We start from the raw sequence: 16,505 nt of genomic DNA, 5'->3' as shown, positions 1-16,505 counted from the left end.
TCTGCTTTTTTATTTTTAAATTTATTATCAAATATTCTTGGCTCTATATCTTGAATCATCATTTACCTCTCATTGTAGATTTATTTATTTGTTATTATAACATAATACCTAATCCTTGGAAATAAATTTAGTGAAATAGCTTTTTACTTGGAAACCGTCTTATTCAGTTTTCGAATGGATTCTGCATGGGAATAACCAATGAAAAATTTCTTGCAAACGTATATTTCCGGTATTATTTATTGTTGTTTTTTGGTTGATTATAAAGTATAATTAGAAAAATAAATATATAATTAACTATTGTTACTGTGGGTGTTTTTTATAACAAATAAAGAAAGCAAGAAAAATATTTTTAATTTAAATGAACGGAATTTTCTGTCCTTGTATTTTCCTTGTTTTTTTATTGGTTGCTTGCATGCGGAAGTTTAAACAACATTGAGGACGATTATTGTTTCAGGTGCAATTGTCCTTTGTTGAAATAACAGGAGGAGGCTTTATGAAAAATAAAAAGATACATTAAATAATTCATTGGTGTACTAAATCGTTAACATAAGAATTTTAATTCTACATTGAAATTTATATAGAAATATAATGCAATACTGTAGCAAAGTTTTAGGCAATATTAAAATGAAAAATAACATGAAAGGAGAATTATATGGATAACTACATTGGAATACCTAAAATCCCCAAAAGCCTTACAGTAAGCCCTAAAGTCGATCTGCCGGAAATCAGTAAAAAAAGTATCCATGACACCAATAATTTTGACAGCTATGAACATTCATGGCAACTTATTTTCCACTTATTAGTCGAAGGAGGACGCAATCTACCCCAATTATCAAAGACAGTACTCATTCCATTAGCTATAGTTACAGTTGTCAATATTGTGTTGGAATCACTGTCTACATACTTTTTACCTGGTTTCTTAAGAACTTTGTTATTGTTCTTGATTTTTTTAACGTCTTCTTACAACAGTATTATTCCACGCACGGTTTATTGGGTAGTGATTTTTACTGTTGGTAAAACTCTGTTTAGAAGAGTAAGAAGCGAAGGCTTTTCTAAGGTGATGAGTGATTTTCGTCGACTTCCAATTGATTTCAAGGAAGCGAAGTTATCATTAGGAAGATTTACAAATTATTTTCTGTTGATTGGAATCGGTCTGGGTTTTGTCACTGCTAATTTCTTATCCAGAAATAACCGCATAGACAAAATCGCAGTCTGCCTTGTTCTGGCAATAGCCATTATTAATACTCTTTCCAAAGGAAAAAAAGGATTGCTTTTTACTTCAATTAAATTATTTTATAAGGATTTTACGGATTTCTTCAAAAATACCGGAGCGATTTCGGAAAATCAAATTTATGTCTTGATTTCGGGATATATTCTCGGGCTTATTTCCAATACAATTTTTGCATTTATAAAATTGGATTTTGGAGGTTATATATTAGGAGGAATTCTGGTTGCCATAGGATTTATATTGATTTTCAACAATAATAAAGGGGTGAAAGAAAATCGAGTTTAGGACAGTAAGAGACGATCGATTTAGATTCGCTTATAGCTTTGATTTAGATTCCGGTTTTTATTACCGAACCGGCATTATTGATGACGAAGGTAAGGACAGCGGTCGGGATCCTTTTCGTGGATCTTTTCCCCATCTGCTTGATGTGGGTATAATGGGGCATTGCGTACACGGCGCCAGCGGGCTATGTGTAAAAGCCGGAGTAGAGTGTTACCAGGATGGGTTACATAAAAAAGAGCCAAATATGACTTTAGAAGATTACTGTTGGATAGTCGACCAGTGCAAGGGAAAAATGTTTCAGATTGCTCTTGGCGGAAGGGGAGATCCGGAGATGCACGAGCATTTTGAGGCTATTCTCAGTTACTCAAGAGAAAACGATATTGTGCCAAATATGACAACTTCGGGATTCGGTTTGACGCCCGAAAAAGCGGATTTAATGAAAAAATATTGCGGGGCTGTGGCAGTTAGCTGGTACCGGTCGCAATACACTTTAGAAGCTATCAAACTTTTAGTGGATAAAGGGGTTAAAACCAATATTCACTTTGTTCTGGGCAATAATTCTATCAATGAGGCTTACCATTTACTGACCGAACATCTTTTGCCGGAAGGAATCAACAGAATAATCTTTCTTTTGCATAAACCGGTTGGGTTGGGCACGAGCAGCAATGTTTTAAATGCATCTGACCCGAAAGTCAGAGAATTTTTTGGTTTGTTTAATGAAGAAAAATATTGTGAAATGGCTGGTTTCGACAGCTGCTGTGTTCCGGGACTGATAAATTACAGCCCGAATATTCATCCGGATTCTATAGATACATGTGAAGGGGCAAGATATAGCGCATATATAACTCCTGATCTAAAGATGACTCCTTGTAGTTTTGATCAGGAAATGAAATGGAGTTACGACCTTAAGGGACATACAATAGAGGAAGCTTGGGAGAGCAGACCTTTCGAGGCATTCAGGACGGTACTTAAGACAGCTTGCCCCAATTGTTCTCAAAAATCAAAATGTCTTGGCGGATGTCCGATTAAAAGAGAGATAGTTTTATGCCATAAATATCAGGAGGGAAATAATGAAAATAAGAAATGATTTTGTGACAAATTCCAGCAGTACAAGTTTTGGCGCTGCTTCAGCTACTGGAATCATAACGGCCATTCTTTCGGCGTTAGGCATCGGAGCGTCTATGGCAGCGGCAGAGGCAGCTTCAGGATTAGGAAGCGGCGGAGGTGGTATTACGAGCGATAATTTAGGTCCTGACAGGGATTTTGATCCCGATAGTTTTTCACGTTCAGACGTTGACTATAATAAAAAAATGGAAAAGTTTGAATCAGAGATTGAGGAATACGAGAAGGAATGGGAAGATACCAAAGGTACATTAGAGGGAGAAGATTACGAGAAGGCACAAAAACAGTATCAAGACTATATAGAATACCTGAAGAATAAGAAGCAGGAAGCTGAAAACTATGAGTTTCAAAAAGAACTGGAAAAACTAACCAAGGAAGCGGAAGCGGAATGTAAAAAGGATTGGATAGAACGTCAGAAGGAAGACCTGAAAAACGCCAGGGAACAGATTGAAATGATTGATGCGACTATACGTGGATACGGTAAAGCAGGGTATGATATTAAGGAAGCTGAAAGCCAGCTGGAAATGTATAAGGCCAGAGAAAAAGATTTGGAACAGACTTTACAAAAAGAGGGTATAGAATATAATTATAAACCCCAGCAAAGGGAGGATATCGGCCCCAGCAAAGTTATAACGGAAAAACTCAAAGAAATAGATGAGAAATATGAGCAGATGGTACAAGATTTAAGAAAAGAAAAGATGGACAGAAAGAAAAAAGAGATCATCGAGAGAAATATAGAGGCATGGAAGGAAGAGAGCAAGGAATATCTTAAATATGCCAATACCGCCGATAATTATTTGAAAACAGCAGAAGTCGTTCAGACGGGTGCTGATATAGGAGTTGATGTTCTGGAAAAAGTTACCGGACCTGCAGGTAAGGCAATCAAGAAGACGTATGTTTTTACCAAAGGGTTTGCGGGAGGAGCAGGAGAGGCTATGGCGGACCCGGCCAATGCAACTTCCCATATTATAAAGGGTACAATTAAAGGAGCTGGTGATTTGGCCAAGGAATTTACTGAAAATCAATGGGCTAAAGATGGTATAGGTTTAACTTCTGAAGTAAGCCAAGGGGCTGTGGATTCATATCAGAAAGGTGAAGATATAACTTCTGGAATGTTAAAAGGGGCACAAAAAGCTGGTGTTGATGCAGCAGGGGATCGCTTAACAAATAAGTTTTTGCCAAATTCGGCCAGGGATATTGATTTTGGCAAATATTCAGGCAAAGAGATTCTTAAAGGAGTGGCAGGTGGCAATCCTACCATAAAGGATTTTCTTAAAGACAGCATTAAAGATTCCATAAAAAATAACACTATTAATCAGGTAAAAAATCTGCCCAAAGGCGAGGGTTTTGTCTTTGGTGACTTGAAGATAGAAATGTAGGAGGCGGATGATGAATAAAGAGTTAACATTAAAAAACAGAGATTTAAACTGGCTGGGTAAAGCCTTTGGTGATAATTCGCTTATTTCACCTTTCAAGTTATCTCAAGAAGAAGAGTTTACGGCTGGTGATAAAAAGAGACTGATTGATATTGGTGTCATCGGTGAAGATAACAATGTTAAAGCTGATTATTTTCCAATGTTGGACATCCTTTCTGGTGCTGACGGATATATTCAGGTAGTTTTCTCAAGAGGACCGGTTATGGCCAAGAAAACTATTTTGACTAAAAAAGATGAGAAGGTTTCTTTAATTTATAAAGCTGATGAAGCGGTTATCAATATGCCGTCTAATCCTTACGGAATGGTAGAATATCTAAAGGATTTTATGGGAAGCAGCAAATTGACAGGCAGCGATCTTTCTCTTGACGAAGATGCAGCTGATGTGCTTACTTTTGCCGTGATTGCTGATCTCTATAAGAGAGAAGTTTTAAAAGCTTATGCGGCAGAAGAGGTTTTCGTTTGTCCGGGATTTAAAAAACAGGATATATTGAATTCGGTGAACAATATTAGAGCCAATTCACAAAGTCTTTCATACCATGTCTTTGTGCTAAACAGTGGTTTTGAGAAATTTACCATTGAAAAGGTTGAAGAAATACTGAATTCATTGATATCTAAAGGCTTAATTAAAAGGGAAGAAGAATTTTATATGCTACAAGGTGATGCACTTTTATTTGCCGGTAATTTCTTGGTAATAGAAAATATTATTGAAGTGATAGTTGGACAAGTCAAAGATGACAAATTGTTTAGGTCAAATTTCCTTTTAATACAGGCAGGTCCTCTTGATGTTGTTTACCTTGAAAAATCTGACAATAAGATATTCCTAGAGTGCATGTCATCATTAAACGCCCAAACATTACTTTCAACCGTACTATCAGAAAAACCTAATATTATATAAAAAAGTGGATTAGAATATTAAGCGTTCTATAATAAAATAAAGGAGAGCTAGCAATGAAAAACAGAATTATTTCCTTAATCCTAGTAATATCAATGCTAATGACGCTAACTGGCTGTGGAGATAGTAAACCAGCTGAAGCAGATGAAAAACTGCTCATTGAAGGTATTCTTGACCAAGAGAATACATCTCTTGAATCACAGGGTGTTAAGATTGCATTTGATCCAGTAAATCTTCCTGAAGGAGCAAATGCTCGGATATCAACCATTTCAGGCGCACCTGCTTTGGATGAGGAGAGCGGTATAGATCTTCTGGTTTACGATTTCACAGCTGAGGGTGTATCCGAATTTCCAGGAGTAGTGGAAATTACAATTCCTCTGGAAATTAATGAAGGTGAGATTCCAGGAGCGGCATATTTCAATGAACAAACCTCAACATGGGAACCAGTGGCATTCAGATACAACCCACAGAGTAAATCTGTGCTGATTCTTACGGATCACCTTTCCAAGTACGGTGTTTTTTCTGTTTCAGGAGAGGGCAGTAGAAGAGCCAAAATCCAGTTCCTTGGTCTTTATGGAGAAGGCGATGATGAGGACTTTCTTGCAGCTGTTGAAGAATTCTCAATAGGCGGTGTTCCCGCAGCCCAGTGCATTGAAATCGGTTCAAATGCAGCAGGAGATGCATTGCAGCTTGGTGGTGATTTTTTGGGAAATATGGTCCAAAGCGCAGGCTACCTGGCATATGGTGATGATGTCCTTTCTTCCGTAGGAGACCACCTTGGCAGCATTGGACTCCTTGTATCAGTGGTACAGATAGGTACGAATATCTACAATGGGAAGATTAATGATGCCTTGGTTGGATCCATGAAGACTTCCTATACATACGTGATGGGCAAGGTAGTTTCAAAGTTGAGCAATTCAGTTCTATCAGCCGGAATGGCCTCTGTTGCCATTGTCGACTATGCAATTAACAAGTTTGGCACCGCTGCCATTGAGGGACGTGCAGATATCTACAGAGATGCCTATTCCATTTACTACATGAAGAAAGAAGATGGCTACAAGGGCTCTGATTATTGGTACAACACTTTTTATCCAATGTTTAGCGATCCAAACATGACTCAGGACAAAATAAAGGAAGAAGTAGATAGAATCGTTACCGAGCACTGCAATGAATTTTGGACTGGTACCAACAAACTAGGAGTTGACTACTATGTCTCAGAGGCTAGGGAAAGAATGGCCTGGACTGGCGGAGGAGCTGGTCTGAACCAGGAACTTCAGAATTCACTGAACCAGGAGAGGCGCTCAATTCTATATAACGAAATACTCCCAGGGGTATTCAACCAGATTGCTCTTAAAATAAATATGGAAAATGAAAGAAAACTAAGAAACGAATACAAAGATCTCACAGATTATCTTAACACTGTTGTTTCATTCAGCGTCAAGGACGATAAGAAAACTTATGCTAATTATATTGCAAGATTTTCTCCTCTTAATGAGGAAGCTGAGGTTGACAACTGGACCGGTAAATTCAAAGATGACGGATCCATTTCTACAACCTTTACACTATATGGTCACATGTATGCAGGTGCTCCAAACAAACTGGATATCTTCGAACCGGATGCAGATTTGGAAAAGGATGAACCTGTAAGAAGCATCGAATTCAAGGTTACTCCTCCTACCGTAGAAATTGTACTTGGTGATGAACTAACTGGTCTCAAGTATGAGGGAGGAGATAAATCAAAGATAATCCAACTAGGACTTCATGCGGCCTTGAGGGGTGCAGATGTAATCAAAGTTGAGCAGGACGGCACATTTACTGCAGAGGTGGATTACGCAACTGCCAGCGGAGGTGAAGGGAACAACACATTTACCAGCGAAGTTTCCGGGTTTGTTATAAACGGAAAGATTGACCCCGACACCCTTTCAGGAACTGCCAACTTTAGCGGGTTGTTCCAGTTTAGACGAAAGGAAAAAAGTCCACTTGCTGCAATGGAAGGAGAAACCAAGGAATACATTACAAACTACAACTATGATGATATGGTGGAAGGTACTATCAACATATCAGGAGATGGTGAAGCTGTTGTATTCACCGCACAGATGAAATCGAGTAGATCTGGGTACACAAAACTACAGTACCATTCCATCGACCAGGCTGGAACTGAATTTTGGGGTGATAATCCCACAGTAACAGACAAATCTGAAGAACTAACTAGCTCCGGTATCTATAAAATGTCTGTTCAGAGATAATAATATTTATCAAATTATTAGAGCTCATATTTTGAGCTCTTTTATAGTTTGCGAGGTATGTTAAGGGGACGGAATAGAAATTTAGAAATGTGATATGACAATAACCCCGTCCCTATGACATCCGTCCCTATGACATCTTGCACAAAAAAAGGAAATTGGATACCTATAACATTATACTGTGGACAAAACATTCAAATTAAAGCTTTTATGTGGATAACATTTTTCAGATAAGATTATTCTGAAATCAGGCAGTTACAAAAAGATTTACCTTTCAGTGCTGTAACTTACCTTTTAACATTGAAAAAAATGTCACAAAATGTTATAGTATCTTCTATATAATGACATTTAACATGGAGGGAAATTTTGGATATTAATTTTGATGACATCAGTAAAATGTTTGGTAAAAAAGCTAAAGAATATGCTGGTGATAAAGAGAAAACTAGTAAATTACTTAGAGATGCAGCAAAGAAAGCTAATGATTTGGAAAAGAAGAAAGGTCCACTTGAGGAGATATGGTACAATATTCAGTTACTTTTTGGTATGGTTAAAGACTGGATAAGCGGAGAATATAAAGCGATACCAGTTGGTTCTATAGTTGTAATAATAATAGGACTTTTATATTTTGTTTCTCCAGTAGATATTATACCAGATTTTATTCCAGGTGGTTTGGTTGATGATGCCCTTGTATTAGGATTAGTTATTAAGCAAGTGAAGAGTGATATAGATAAATATAAGGTTTGGAAAGAAAGTTATTAAAAATAATGTTTATAGCTAATGTTTATAGCTAATGTTTATAGCTAATGTTTTTAGCTGGCAATAATATAACTATAAAGAAATTATAATGATTATTTCTGAAAGACACAGCTTGCAATGCAGGCTCTTTTTGTTTTACAATAACCCCGTCCCTAGGACACCTAAAAGAACTGCCTTAATAGACAGTTCTTTTTACTTGAAAAATATTGGATTGTTGTCAAAGTGTTGTCACTTTTAACTTATCAAATCGTATACATGATGAGCCATGAGGGATTCGAACCCCCGACGAACAGATTCGAAGTCTGCCACTCTATCCCCTGAGCTAATGGCCCACGACTAATAAATTATAGTACAAACAGAAGGTTTTTTCAATAGCTAAAAAAAATAAAAATATTTTATTTATTTATAAATTGTGCTATAATGACAAATGTATGTTTATAGTATGGTGAATTATTTTATTAGGATAAAATTGTACAACATGGCATATAAATAAATATAAGCGCTTAAATTTAGAGCTTAACATTAATTATCGGGAGTGAGTATATGGTATCTAAAAAAAAGTATATTCTTACGATTATCGTGGTTGTTTTTGTGACGGCTTTTCTTACTATGTCACTAGGAAATGTATTTTTAGTTGAAATAGGGCAAAAGGTAGTTATATCGGAAGAAACATACACCCAAATGAAGGATATGTACGACAAGTATGCAAAGCAAGAAAGTGTTATGCAAATTGCAAGAAATGATTTTTTATATGAGGCTGAAGAGGATGTAATGCTCGAAGGCGCATTGGAAGGAACTCTTAAAGCATTGGGAGATCCATATACCCAATATTTGTCAGAAGAAGATTTTGCTGCACTAATGCAGGATACAGAAGGTTCGTATGAAGGTATAGGTGTCTACATAACAGCAAGTGATGATGATAAAATATTAATTGTTTCACCGATAGAAGATACACCGGCAGAAAAGGCGGGACTTAAAACAGGTGACAAAATAATAAGAATTAACGGTACTGAATATACTGCAGACCAGATTGACGCGGCGGTTAATATAATGAAGGGTATGCCTGGTACCAGTGTTACTTTGACAATAGAAAGAGAAAACACTGAAGGTGGCCAGGAAATTTCCGAAGTAGTTATTAATAGAGAAAAAATAAGAATAAAAACTATAAAGCCGGCAATGCTTGAAAATAATATTGGATATATCAGAATAACAACTTTTGATATGCAAACAGCAGATGATTTTAAAGTTGCTTATGAAGACTTAAAAACTCAAGGAATGAAGAGTTTAGTAATAGATTTGAGATATAATCCGGGTGGAATTATAGATGCCACTGTTGCTATTTCTGATATGTTTATGGGTGAAGGCGTTGTGACATATACTAAGACAAAGGCCGGAGAAATTGAGTATTTCAAGTCTGACAATGATGCTGAAAACTTACCGATAGTTCTGTTAATAAATGAAGGAAGCGCAAGTGCTTCTGAAATAATGGCTGGTGCCTTGAAGGATACACAAAGGGCTACCCTTATAGGAACTAAATCTTTTGGAAAAGGAATTGTTCAAAGGGTACAAAGATTTGGCAATGAAGGTGAAGGCATTAAAATGACAGTATCTGAATACTTCACTCCTAATGGAATTAATATTCACGGGATAGGAATAGAGCCGGATATTGAAATATTGTTACCTGAAGATGCGGCAGGATACGGAGTTGAGTTTTACGAGACAGACAATCAGCTGCAAAAGGCTGTTGAAGTATTAAGAGAAAAAGTAAATTAATAAATAAAAAAGAGGCAAGTCTATATAAAAAATAGCTGCCTCTTTTTGTGTTCAATATATTGTTATTAAGGTATTAAAAATTCAAATTAATAAATCAATACATTTTTTTCTGCATCATCCCAAATAACTGTTTTGTCAATTGCTTCACTGATGAATCTCAATGGAACCATTATGCGGTTATTTACGATTTTTGCTGGTGTGTCTAATCTTTTGGCAGTTCCGTTTATATATGCTGTACTGCTGTTTGCCGGAATTAAAATCTTTGTTGAACCTTTTTCTATAACAGCTGTGTTAGTATTCTCATTCCAATTTACATTGCAGTTTAAAACTTCAAACACTGCCCTTAATGGAACCATTGTTCTTCCGTTTTCGATAAACGGCCATTGATTAATTGAACTGAACTCTATATACTGGTCATAAACTTTTACGTTTACAGGTTTTAACGGTTTCTTATCTGTAATATATTCAAATGCTTTTGAATTTACTGCTGTAATGGCAGCTGTTTCTTTTATTCCCTGAAATTCAAAAAGCAAGTTGTAACTTCCTGAATCCTTAAAAGTCAAAGTATTATTTGAAATATTTAAATCATTTTCATCATAAGGATAAAGTAAAACATTTTTTGTTATATTGGCTTTTTTGCTTCCATACAAAGCGTAAACGTTGAAATTTACTTTTGTTGCAGTATTATACACTTTATCTGAAAAATCAAATGCAATGCTGTCTGGAGTTTCTTTATATTTAACATATAAATTTAAAATGTTGCATTCGCCTGTAGCATCGCTGTCAAGTTGCCCATATGCTATTTCAGAAATAAAATCGTATTTAAACAAATCTGACATGGCATTGTTTACGCTTTCTTGAGACAGAGACTTACTGATTCTGACAGAAATCTTTAATGGATGATAATTTATTTTGTTTTCAAGTATTGTGCTTAGGCCATTTTCTGTCAGGGCTGTATTTTCAGCGTTATAAATATCAAGACCTGTTTCCATCAACAATTTTTCATAGGATAATTCTTTAAGATAATCATAATATCTTACAGTTGATTTTGGAATAACAATATTTTCATTTATGGTATGATCTTTTAAAATTTCTTTTTCTGTAAGCATATAATAATCATATGAAATTGTATTGTTATCAGGCAGCGGGTCATTCCAAGTTGTGTCCAAGTGGAACCAATAATTCCCAAGCTTAACCATATTCCATATGTGTAGTTCTCCATTGCCTGTACCTGTAACCAATTTAACTGGAATATTAAGTTTATTCAGCATGTTGTATGTTAAAAGTGCATATCCGTTGCATACAGATGTGCCTTCTGTGAGCAGATCATAGTCTGAATAATACTGAAGGCTTGTATCGTACTTACCATTTAACACAATGTAATCATGAACGGCTTTAACCTTTTCATGATCATTCATATATGGAAGTATAATATCAGCCAAAATACTGTCGATTTTTTTATCGGCTTCTAATCTTTTAGTCGCTGTCATTATATAGTCCACATCAACATTTATGTTGCTTAATCTTGAAGTTCCTGAAATTTCCCATCCTACAGATTTAATGTTAGAATTTAAATATGAATCTTTATTTAAAACATTTTGCAATGTTTCTTCTATATTATCCAAAGATCCTGTATACTTAATATCAAAATTTTGATTGTATTTTTTCATTTGTTCAAATAAAACATTTTCCAGTTCGCTAAAATTGCCGGCATCGTAAGTAGCGCCATATGCATCTGATGTAAAAACAATTGCTGAAATTAACATAATGCCCATGGTTGTTTTAAAAATGGTTTTTTTCATTTCATCACCTTCCTGTTTGTTCATAACACTAATTATATACTATTTCTTGGAATAATTAAAGAGCTTAAAAATATTCTTGTCAACTTATTGAAAGAAAATATATTTTATTGTATTATAATTATATTTATAATAGTACTGCTCATTAATACTAAGACGTAATTTAAATAGAAAAAGTTTCATAAAAGGAGAAATTATGTATAAAAATATTTTAAACGATATATTACTAGAGGAAAAACCTTCAAATAGCATATATGAACTGATTGAATCCGGTGAAATAAACAATATAATTCCCGAATTAACGAAATTAAAAGGATTCGACCAGCAAACTCCATACCACGACAAAGATGTTTTGGATCACACAATGGCTGTGCTTGACAGCATAAAGCCAAATTTAAATTTAAGAATGGCAGCACTTCTTCATGACATAAGCAAACCTGATTGCTTTACAATTGATGAAAAAGGGAGAGGACATTTCTACGGTCACCACATTAAGTCAGCGGAAGAAAGCGAAATAATACTTGAAAGACTAGGATATGACAATGATTTTATCATGAATGTTAGAACGCTTATTAAGTATCATTATATAAAAGAAATAGTTGCAAATGTTAAAGAAAAGGGTATAAAAAAATTTATTGATTCTGTTGGAGAAGAACGATTGGATGACATGCTTGAATTAATAAGAGCGGACATGATGGGAAAATCAAATTCAGGAAATATTGAAGTTGTTGATAAGTTAAGAAATATGTGCGATGAATATCTGCAAAAGAAGGATGCGGAATAAATCAGTATTCAGACTATTGACAAACCACGACTTCGTCTCAAAATGACGATGTCATAATTTATATCTTATAAAGATTTACAAATAAATAGGAGAGCACAAGGCCCTCCCATTTATTAGCATTTTATTTATTCAGTTACTGTTTCAGTGGAAGGTTCTTCCATCATTTCAGTAGCATCAGGTGCATTTAGTGCTTCTTCAGGAATTTCAAAGTCTTTTGCTGCATTAACATTTAAAATATCCATAGTCATTGTAGCTTTCATTCCATATTTCTTGTACGTCAGTTGAAGCTACAAGCACTGATTGTTTCTTTTTTTGGTTATAGCATTGAATATTTAATTTTATGAGTATATAATAGTATTAGTTATTAATATGCAGTTAGAAGTGAATTATTTTATTTGTCATGAAAATGTATTATTAAGGGGAGAGCTATGGATAAAAAATATATTCTTGCATTAGATCAAGGCACTACAAGTTCACGAGCTATTCTTTTTGACAGAAATGGAGCAATTGTAAGTTTATCACAAAAGGAGTTTAAGCAAATATATCCTAAACCGGGGTGGGTTGAGCACAACCCTTTAGAAATTTTGGAAACTCAATTAAGTGCGGCAAGGGAAACCATAAAAGGCATCAATGCTGATGAAATTGCTTCTATAGGAATTACGAATCAAAGAGAAACTACTGTGCTGTGGGATAAAAACACAGGTAATCCGGTTTACAATGCAATTGTATGGCAGAGCAGGCAGACTGCTGAAATATGCGATGAATTGAAGAAGTCCGGTTTAGAGTCGTACATAATGGAAAATACAGGATTAGTGATTGATGCATATTTTTCCGGAACAAAAATTAAGTGGATTTTGGACAACGTGCCGGGAGTTAGGGAAAAAGCCGAAGCAGGTGACATATTGTTTGGTACTATGGATACTTGGCTTGTATGGAACCTGACCGGAGGAAAAGTTCATATAACCGATTATTCCAATGCTTCGAGAACAATGATTTACAACATAAGAAATCTTGATTGGGATGAGAAAATATTAAGTGCTTTGAATGTTCCAATATCAATATTGCCAGAGGTAAAACAATCATCCGAGTTTTATGAAACAACAAATAAAGATGTTTTTGGTGTTGAAATTCCCATTGCGGGTATAGCAGGAGACCAACAGGCAGCACTTTTTGGACAATTGTGTTTTCAGGAAGGTATGGTAAAAAACACTTATGGTACCGGTTGTTTCATGCTCATGAACACAGGTGAAAAAATTGTTAAATCCAACAAAGGTCTTTTAACTACCATAGCATGGTGCGTTGACAACAAAGTTGAATATGCTTTAGAAGGTTCAATATTTGTAGCCGGAGCTGCAATTCAATGGCTTAGGGATGAGCTTAAAATAATTCATGATGCTGCAGATTCTGAATATTTTGCTAATAAGGTTAAAAACAGCAATGGAGTTTATGTAGTGCCTGCCTTTACAGGCTTGGGAGCGCCATATTGGGATATGTATGCAAGAGGTGCAATTGTAGGACTTACAAGAGGTGTCAACAGAAATCACATTATAAGGGCAACTCTTGAATCCATTGCATACGAAACTAAGGATGTCATTGAAGCAATGATTGAAGATTCTGGAATAAATTTGACAGCATTAAAGGTCGACGGCGGAGCTACAGCCAACAATTTTTTGATGCAGTTTCAGTCTGATATTTTAAATGTAAATATAGAAAGGCCTGAAGTGACAGAAACTACTGCATTGGGAGCTGCGTATTTAGCAGGGCTTGCTGTGGGATTTTGGAAGTCAAAGGGCGAGATAGCTCAAAACTGGAGCATCAATAAAAAGTTTAAGCCGCAAATGGATGAAGAGAAAAGAAACAAACTTTACAGAGGCTGGAAAAGGGCAGTTGACAGATCTAAATTATGGGTATGACCTAACCCCATTTTTCAGAGTGGTTTTTCTGAAAAATGGATGGTAGGTCAACCGCAACGAATTCCAAATTTATGCGAACGAAGAGAGCAGATAAATTGGTGAACTCGACTGCGTTATAAATCAAATCACTTTAAATCACTAAATGGAGGATTAAAAAATATTATGAATAAAAACTTTTTTATCAACAACAGAGCAAAATTTGCAGAAAAAATGGAAGATTACTCTACAGCGGTGTTTTTTTCAGGAAAAGCACCAAGAGAAAGTGCTGACCAGGAATATGATTTTTCTGTGGATAGGAGCTTTTTTTATCTTACAGGAATAGACAGAGAAGACATGGTTTTGATTATTAATAAAATAGCAGGGAAAGTAACAGAAGCATTATACATACCTCCTGTTGATGAATATTATGAAAAATGGTTTGGAATTTTCATGAGAAAAGAAGAAGCTGCAGAAGTTTCAGGAGTTAAAACAATTGAAATCAGAGATGAATTCATGACTCAGTTTGCCAAAAAGCTTTCTTCTTCAGATAGACCTGATCAAGTGTATATTTTTTCTTATATTACTGACAAGGATGAACCTTATGACAGTTACAGAAGCCTTGCCCATTGGATTAGAAACCAATATCCGGCTGTTAATATTAAGAGTTCTCTTGATATAATGACTGAATTAAGAAGTACAAAATCAGAAGAAGAAATAAACGAAATCAAAACTGCAATTGGATATACAAAGGAATCTTTAGAATTTGTAATGAAAAATTTAAAACCAGGAAAATATGAGTACCAGGTTAAGGCAGATTTTGAATATCAGCTTATGCTCAGAGGTACAAAACCAAGCTTTAAAACTATAGGAGCTTCGGGAGCCAAGGCTGTAATTCTTCACTACATAGAACTTCAACAAAAAATTGCGGATGGGACGATGATACTTCTGGATTTAGGGGCATTAGCAAATAATTATGCATCTGACATTAGTAGAACATATCCTGCAAACGGAAAATTTACACAGAGGCAAAAAGATATTTACAACCTAGTTTTAGAAGCACAAAATGTGGCTATGGGTGAAATGTATGTTGGAGCATCAGAAGTGGCTGTAAATGATGCGGTAAAAGCACATTTTGCAAAAGGTTTAAAAAGTTTGAAAATCATAAAAGATGATTCAGAGGTTGAAAAATATTATTACCACAGCATAGGTCATCCTCTTGGTCTTGATGTTCATGATTTGAGAAGAAGAGACAAAATAATGCAGGAAAATAATGTTTATACGGTTGAACCCGGATTGTACATTAAAGAAGAAGGTATTGGCATCAGAATAGAAGATGATGTGTGGGTAACTAAAAATGGTATAGTTAATTTATCAAAGGATATTATTAAAACTGTAAATGATATAGAAAATTTCATGAAATAAAATAGATCCCTCTTAAAAGGAGGGGTCTATTATTTTAAGACTATTTACACCGTAGTCTCCTATTTCAACATTCCACGTGGTTAATTCATTTCCGTGCCAATCAGTACCACCGGTTTTTATTAATTCATGTTCATTAGCAAAATTTTCATAGCGTTCTACTAATTCCTTATTATGATAAGGATAATATACTTCAACTCCACCTAGACCTCTAGGAAGAAGAAGTTCCATTTCACTTAAATCAGCATTTCCTATTCGGGCAGGGTGAGCAAATACAGCTATTCCACCAGCTTGCTTGATTACCTCAACTGATTCAGAAGGATGAACAGGAAAATTTTCAATAAAGTGATGATCCGGATAAAGTTTTATTTTGCTGTTAAAAAACTCTGGCCAGTCTTTTAAAGTATAAGGAGCTCCATCATCGATCATTGCTTTTAAAATGTCTGATAAAGCTAATGATTGTTTAAAATCTGAATATTTTAATATTTTATTCAAGTCAAAATCTATAATGTGATTTTTTTGAAGCCAGGTGTAGCGTTCTAAAAAAGTTTTGTTGAAATAATTTCCTATTATTTTTAATAAATCCTGTAACTGTTTGTTTGTTATATCTATGTTATATCCGAGTACGTGTATCAAATGTTCATTTGATACAGAAGAAATTTCTACACCAGAAATTGCTTTAATATTTTCCATCTCAGCTTTATCTATCATTTCAGCTACTCCAAAAGTAGTATCGTGATCTGTTAAAGACAGAGCAGGTATATTTTTTCCTTTTACAATTTTAATTATTTCATCTATTGAATCTGTTCCATCAGAATATTTTGAATGAATGTGTAAGTCAATCATAAGTTACCCCTGAAGTATTATATAGTATTATAT

Annotated in this window: 13 protein-coding genes and 1 tRNA gene; 10 read left to right on the top strand and 4 right to left on the bottom strand. The window is 35.1% G+C overall.

The genetic code is table 11. The features are described 5' to 3' along the window. Window positions 1-652: 652 nt before the first annotated feature. From SA378_RS05260 to SA378_RS05235, 6 genes are all read left to right on the top strand, one after another. Window positions 653-1,513, top strand: a complete 861-nt coding sequence (locus tag SA378_RS05260) for a hypothetical protein (protein WP_318524936.1) — start codon at window positions 653-655, stop codon at window positions 1,511-1,513. A 151-nt stretch (window positions 1,514-1,664) separates the two neighbouring features. Beyond that, window positions 1,665-2,597, top strand: a complete 933-nt coding sequence (locus tag SA378_RS05255; RefSeq protein WP_318524935.1) for an SPASM domain-containing protein — start codon at window positions 1,665-1,667, stop codon at window positions 2,595-2,597. Between the two features lie 4 nt (window positions 2,598-2,601). Beyond that, complete coding sequence (locus tag SA378_RS05250) at window positions 2,602-4,011, top strand: hypothetical protein (protein ID WP_318524934.1); 1,410 nt, start codon at window positions 2,602-2,604, stop codon at window positions 4,009-4,011. 10 nt (window positions 4,012-4,021) lie between these two features. After that, window positions 4,022-4,963, top strand: coding sequence for a hypothetical protein (locus SA378_RS05245; protein ID WP_318524933.1), 942 nt, complete (start codon window positions 4,022-4,024; stop codon window positions 4,961-4,963). Window positions 4,964-5,016: 53 nt separating this feature from the next. Continuing rightward, window positions 5,017-7,206, top strand: coding sequence for a hypothetical protein (locus SA378_RS05240; RefSeq protein WP_318524932.1), 2,190 nt, complete (start codon window positions 5,017-5,019; stop codon window positions 7,204-7,206). 363 nt (window positions 7,207-7,569) lie between these two features. Beyond that, entirely contained in the window at window positions 7,570-7,962 is a 393-nt protein-coding gene (locus tag SA378_RS05235; RefSeq protein WP_318524931.1) for a YkvA family protein, read from the top strand. Between the two features lie 256 nt (window positions 7,963-8,218). On the opposite strand, the gene SA378_RS05230 is transcribed toward SA378_RS05235, so the two are convergent. Beyond that, window positions 8,219-8,291: transfer RNA gene (locus SA378_RS05230), tRNA-Arg, on the bottom strand. Between the two features lie 211 nt (window positions 8,292-8,502). Between SA378_RS05230 and SA378_RS05225 the strand changes: the two genes are divergently transcribed. Further along, complete coding sequence (locus SA378_RS05225; protein WP_318524930.1) at window positions 8,503-9,732, top strand: S41 family peptidase; 1,230 nt, start codon at window positions 8,503-8,505, stop codon at window positions 9,730-9,732. Between the two features lie 86 nt (window positions 9,733-9,818). Here the strand turns inward: SA378_RS05225 and SA378_RS05220 are convergent, their stop codons facing one another. Continuing rightward, a complete protein-coding gene (locus SA378_RS05220) occupies window positions 9,819-11,534 on the bottom strand; it encodes a stalk domain-containing protein (protein WP_318524929.1) in 1,716 nt (571 codons plus the stop codon). Between the two features lie 193 nt (window positions 11,535-11,727). Here SA378_RS05220 and SA378_RS05215 point away from each other — a divergent pair, with 193 nt between their 5' ends. Further along, entirely contained in the window at window positions 11,728-12,315 is a 588-nt protein-coding gene (locus SA378_RS05215) for an HD domain-containing protein (RefSeq protein ID WP_318524928.1), read from the top strand. Between the two features lie 125 nt (window positions 12,316-12,440). Here the strand turns inward: SA378_RS05215 and SA378_RS05210 are convergent, their stop codons facing one another. Continuing rightward, window positions 12,441-12,575, bottom strand: coding sequence for a hypothetical protein (locus tag SA378_RS05210; RefSeq protein ID WP_318524927.1), 135 nt, complete (start codon window positions 12,573-12,575; stop codon window positions 12,441-12,443). A gap of 168 nt (window positions 12,576-12,743) precedes the next feature. Here SA378_RS05210 and glpK point away from each other — a divergent pair, with 168 nt between their 5' ends. Continuing rightward, entirely contained in the window at window positions 12,744-14,228 is a 1,485-nt protein-coding gene (gene glpK / locus SA378_RS05205) for a glycerol kinase GlpK (protein WP_318524926.1), read from the top strand. Between the two features lie 162 nt (window positions 14,229-14,390). Continuing rightward, the gene (locus SA378_RS05200; RefSeq protein ID WP_318524925.1) at window positions 14,391-15,629 is read left to right on the top strand and encodes a Xaa-Pro aminopeptidase; all 1,239 of its coding nucleotides are present in this window, start codon (window positions 14,391-14,393) and stop codon (window positions 15,627-15,629) included. A 12-nt stretch (window positions 15,630-15,641) separates the two neighbouring features. Here the strand turns inward: SA378_RS05200 and SA378_RS05195 are convergent, their stop codons facing one another. Further along, window positions 15,642-16,472 (bottom strand): PHP domain-containing protein, encoded by an 831-nt coding sequence (locus SA378_RS05195; RefSeq protein WP_318524924.1) that lies wholly within the window; start codon window positions 16,470-16,472, stop codon window positions 15,642-15,644. Window positions 16,473-16,505 lie beyond the last annotated feature (33 nt).

It is taken from the genome of Sedimentibacter sp., assembly GCF_033447055.1.
Lineage (GTDB): Bacteria > Bacillota > Clostridia > Tissierellales > Sedimentibacteraceae > Sedimentibacter.
The sequence above is the reverse complement of the archived record's forward strand: the minus strand, read 5'-3'. Positions and strand labels throughout refer to the sequence as shown.

Bases quoted from the DNA above. Each gene is read 5' to 3' on its own strand.
- SA378_RS05260 (WP_318524936.1), top strand. From the start codon at position 653: ATGGATAACTACATTGGAATACCTAAAATCCCCAAAAGCCTTACAGTA.
- SA378_RS05255 (WP_318524935.1), top strand. From the start codon at position 1,665: ATGGGGCATTGCGTACACGGCGCCAGCGGGCTATGTGTAAAAGCCGGA.
- SA378_RS05245 (WP_318524933.1), top strand. From the start codon at position 4,022: ATGAATAAAGAGTTAACATTAAAAAACAGAGATTTAAACTGGCTGGGT.
- SA378_RS05240 (WP_318524932.1), top strand. From the start codon at position 5,017: ATGAAAAACAGAATTATTTCCTTAATCCTAGTAATATCAATGCTAATG.
- SA378_RS05225 (WP_318524930.1), top strand. From the start codon at position 8,503: ATGGTATCTAAAAAAAAGTATATTCTTACGATTATCGTGGTTGTTTTT.
- SA378_RS05220 (WP_318524929.1), bottom strand. From the start codon at position 11,534: ATGAAAAAAACCATTTTTAAAACAACCATGGGCATTATGTTAATTTCA.
- SA378_RS05215 (WP_318524928.1), top strand. From the start codon at position 11,728: ATGTATAAAAATATTTTAAACGATATATTACTAGAGGAAAAACCTTCA.
- SA378_RS05210 (WP_318524927.1), bottom strand. From the start codon at position 12,575: ATGAAAGCTACAATGACTATGGATATTTTAAATGTTAATGCAGCAAAA.
- glpK (WP_318524926.1), top strand. From the start codon at position 12,744: ATGGATAAAAAATATATTCTTGCATTAGATCAAGGCACTACAAGTTCA.
- SA378_RS05200 (WP_318524925.1), top strand. From the start codon at position 14,391: ATGAATAAAAACTTTTTTATCAACAACAGAGCAAAATTTGCAGAAAAA.
- SA378_RS05195 (WP_318524924.1), bottom strand. From the start codon at position 16,472: ATGATTGACTTACACATTCATTCAAAATATTCTGATGGAACAGATTCA.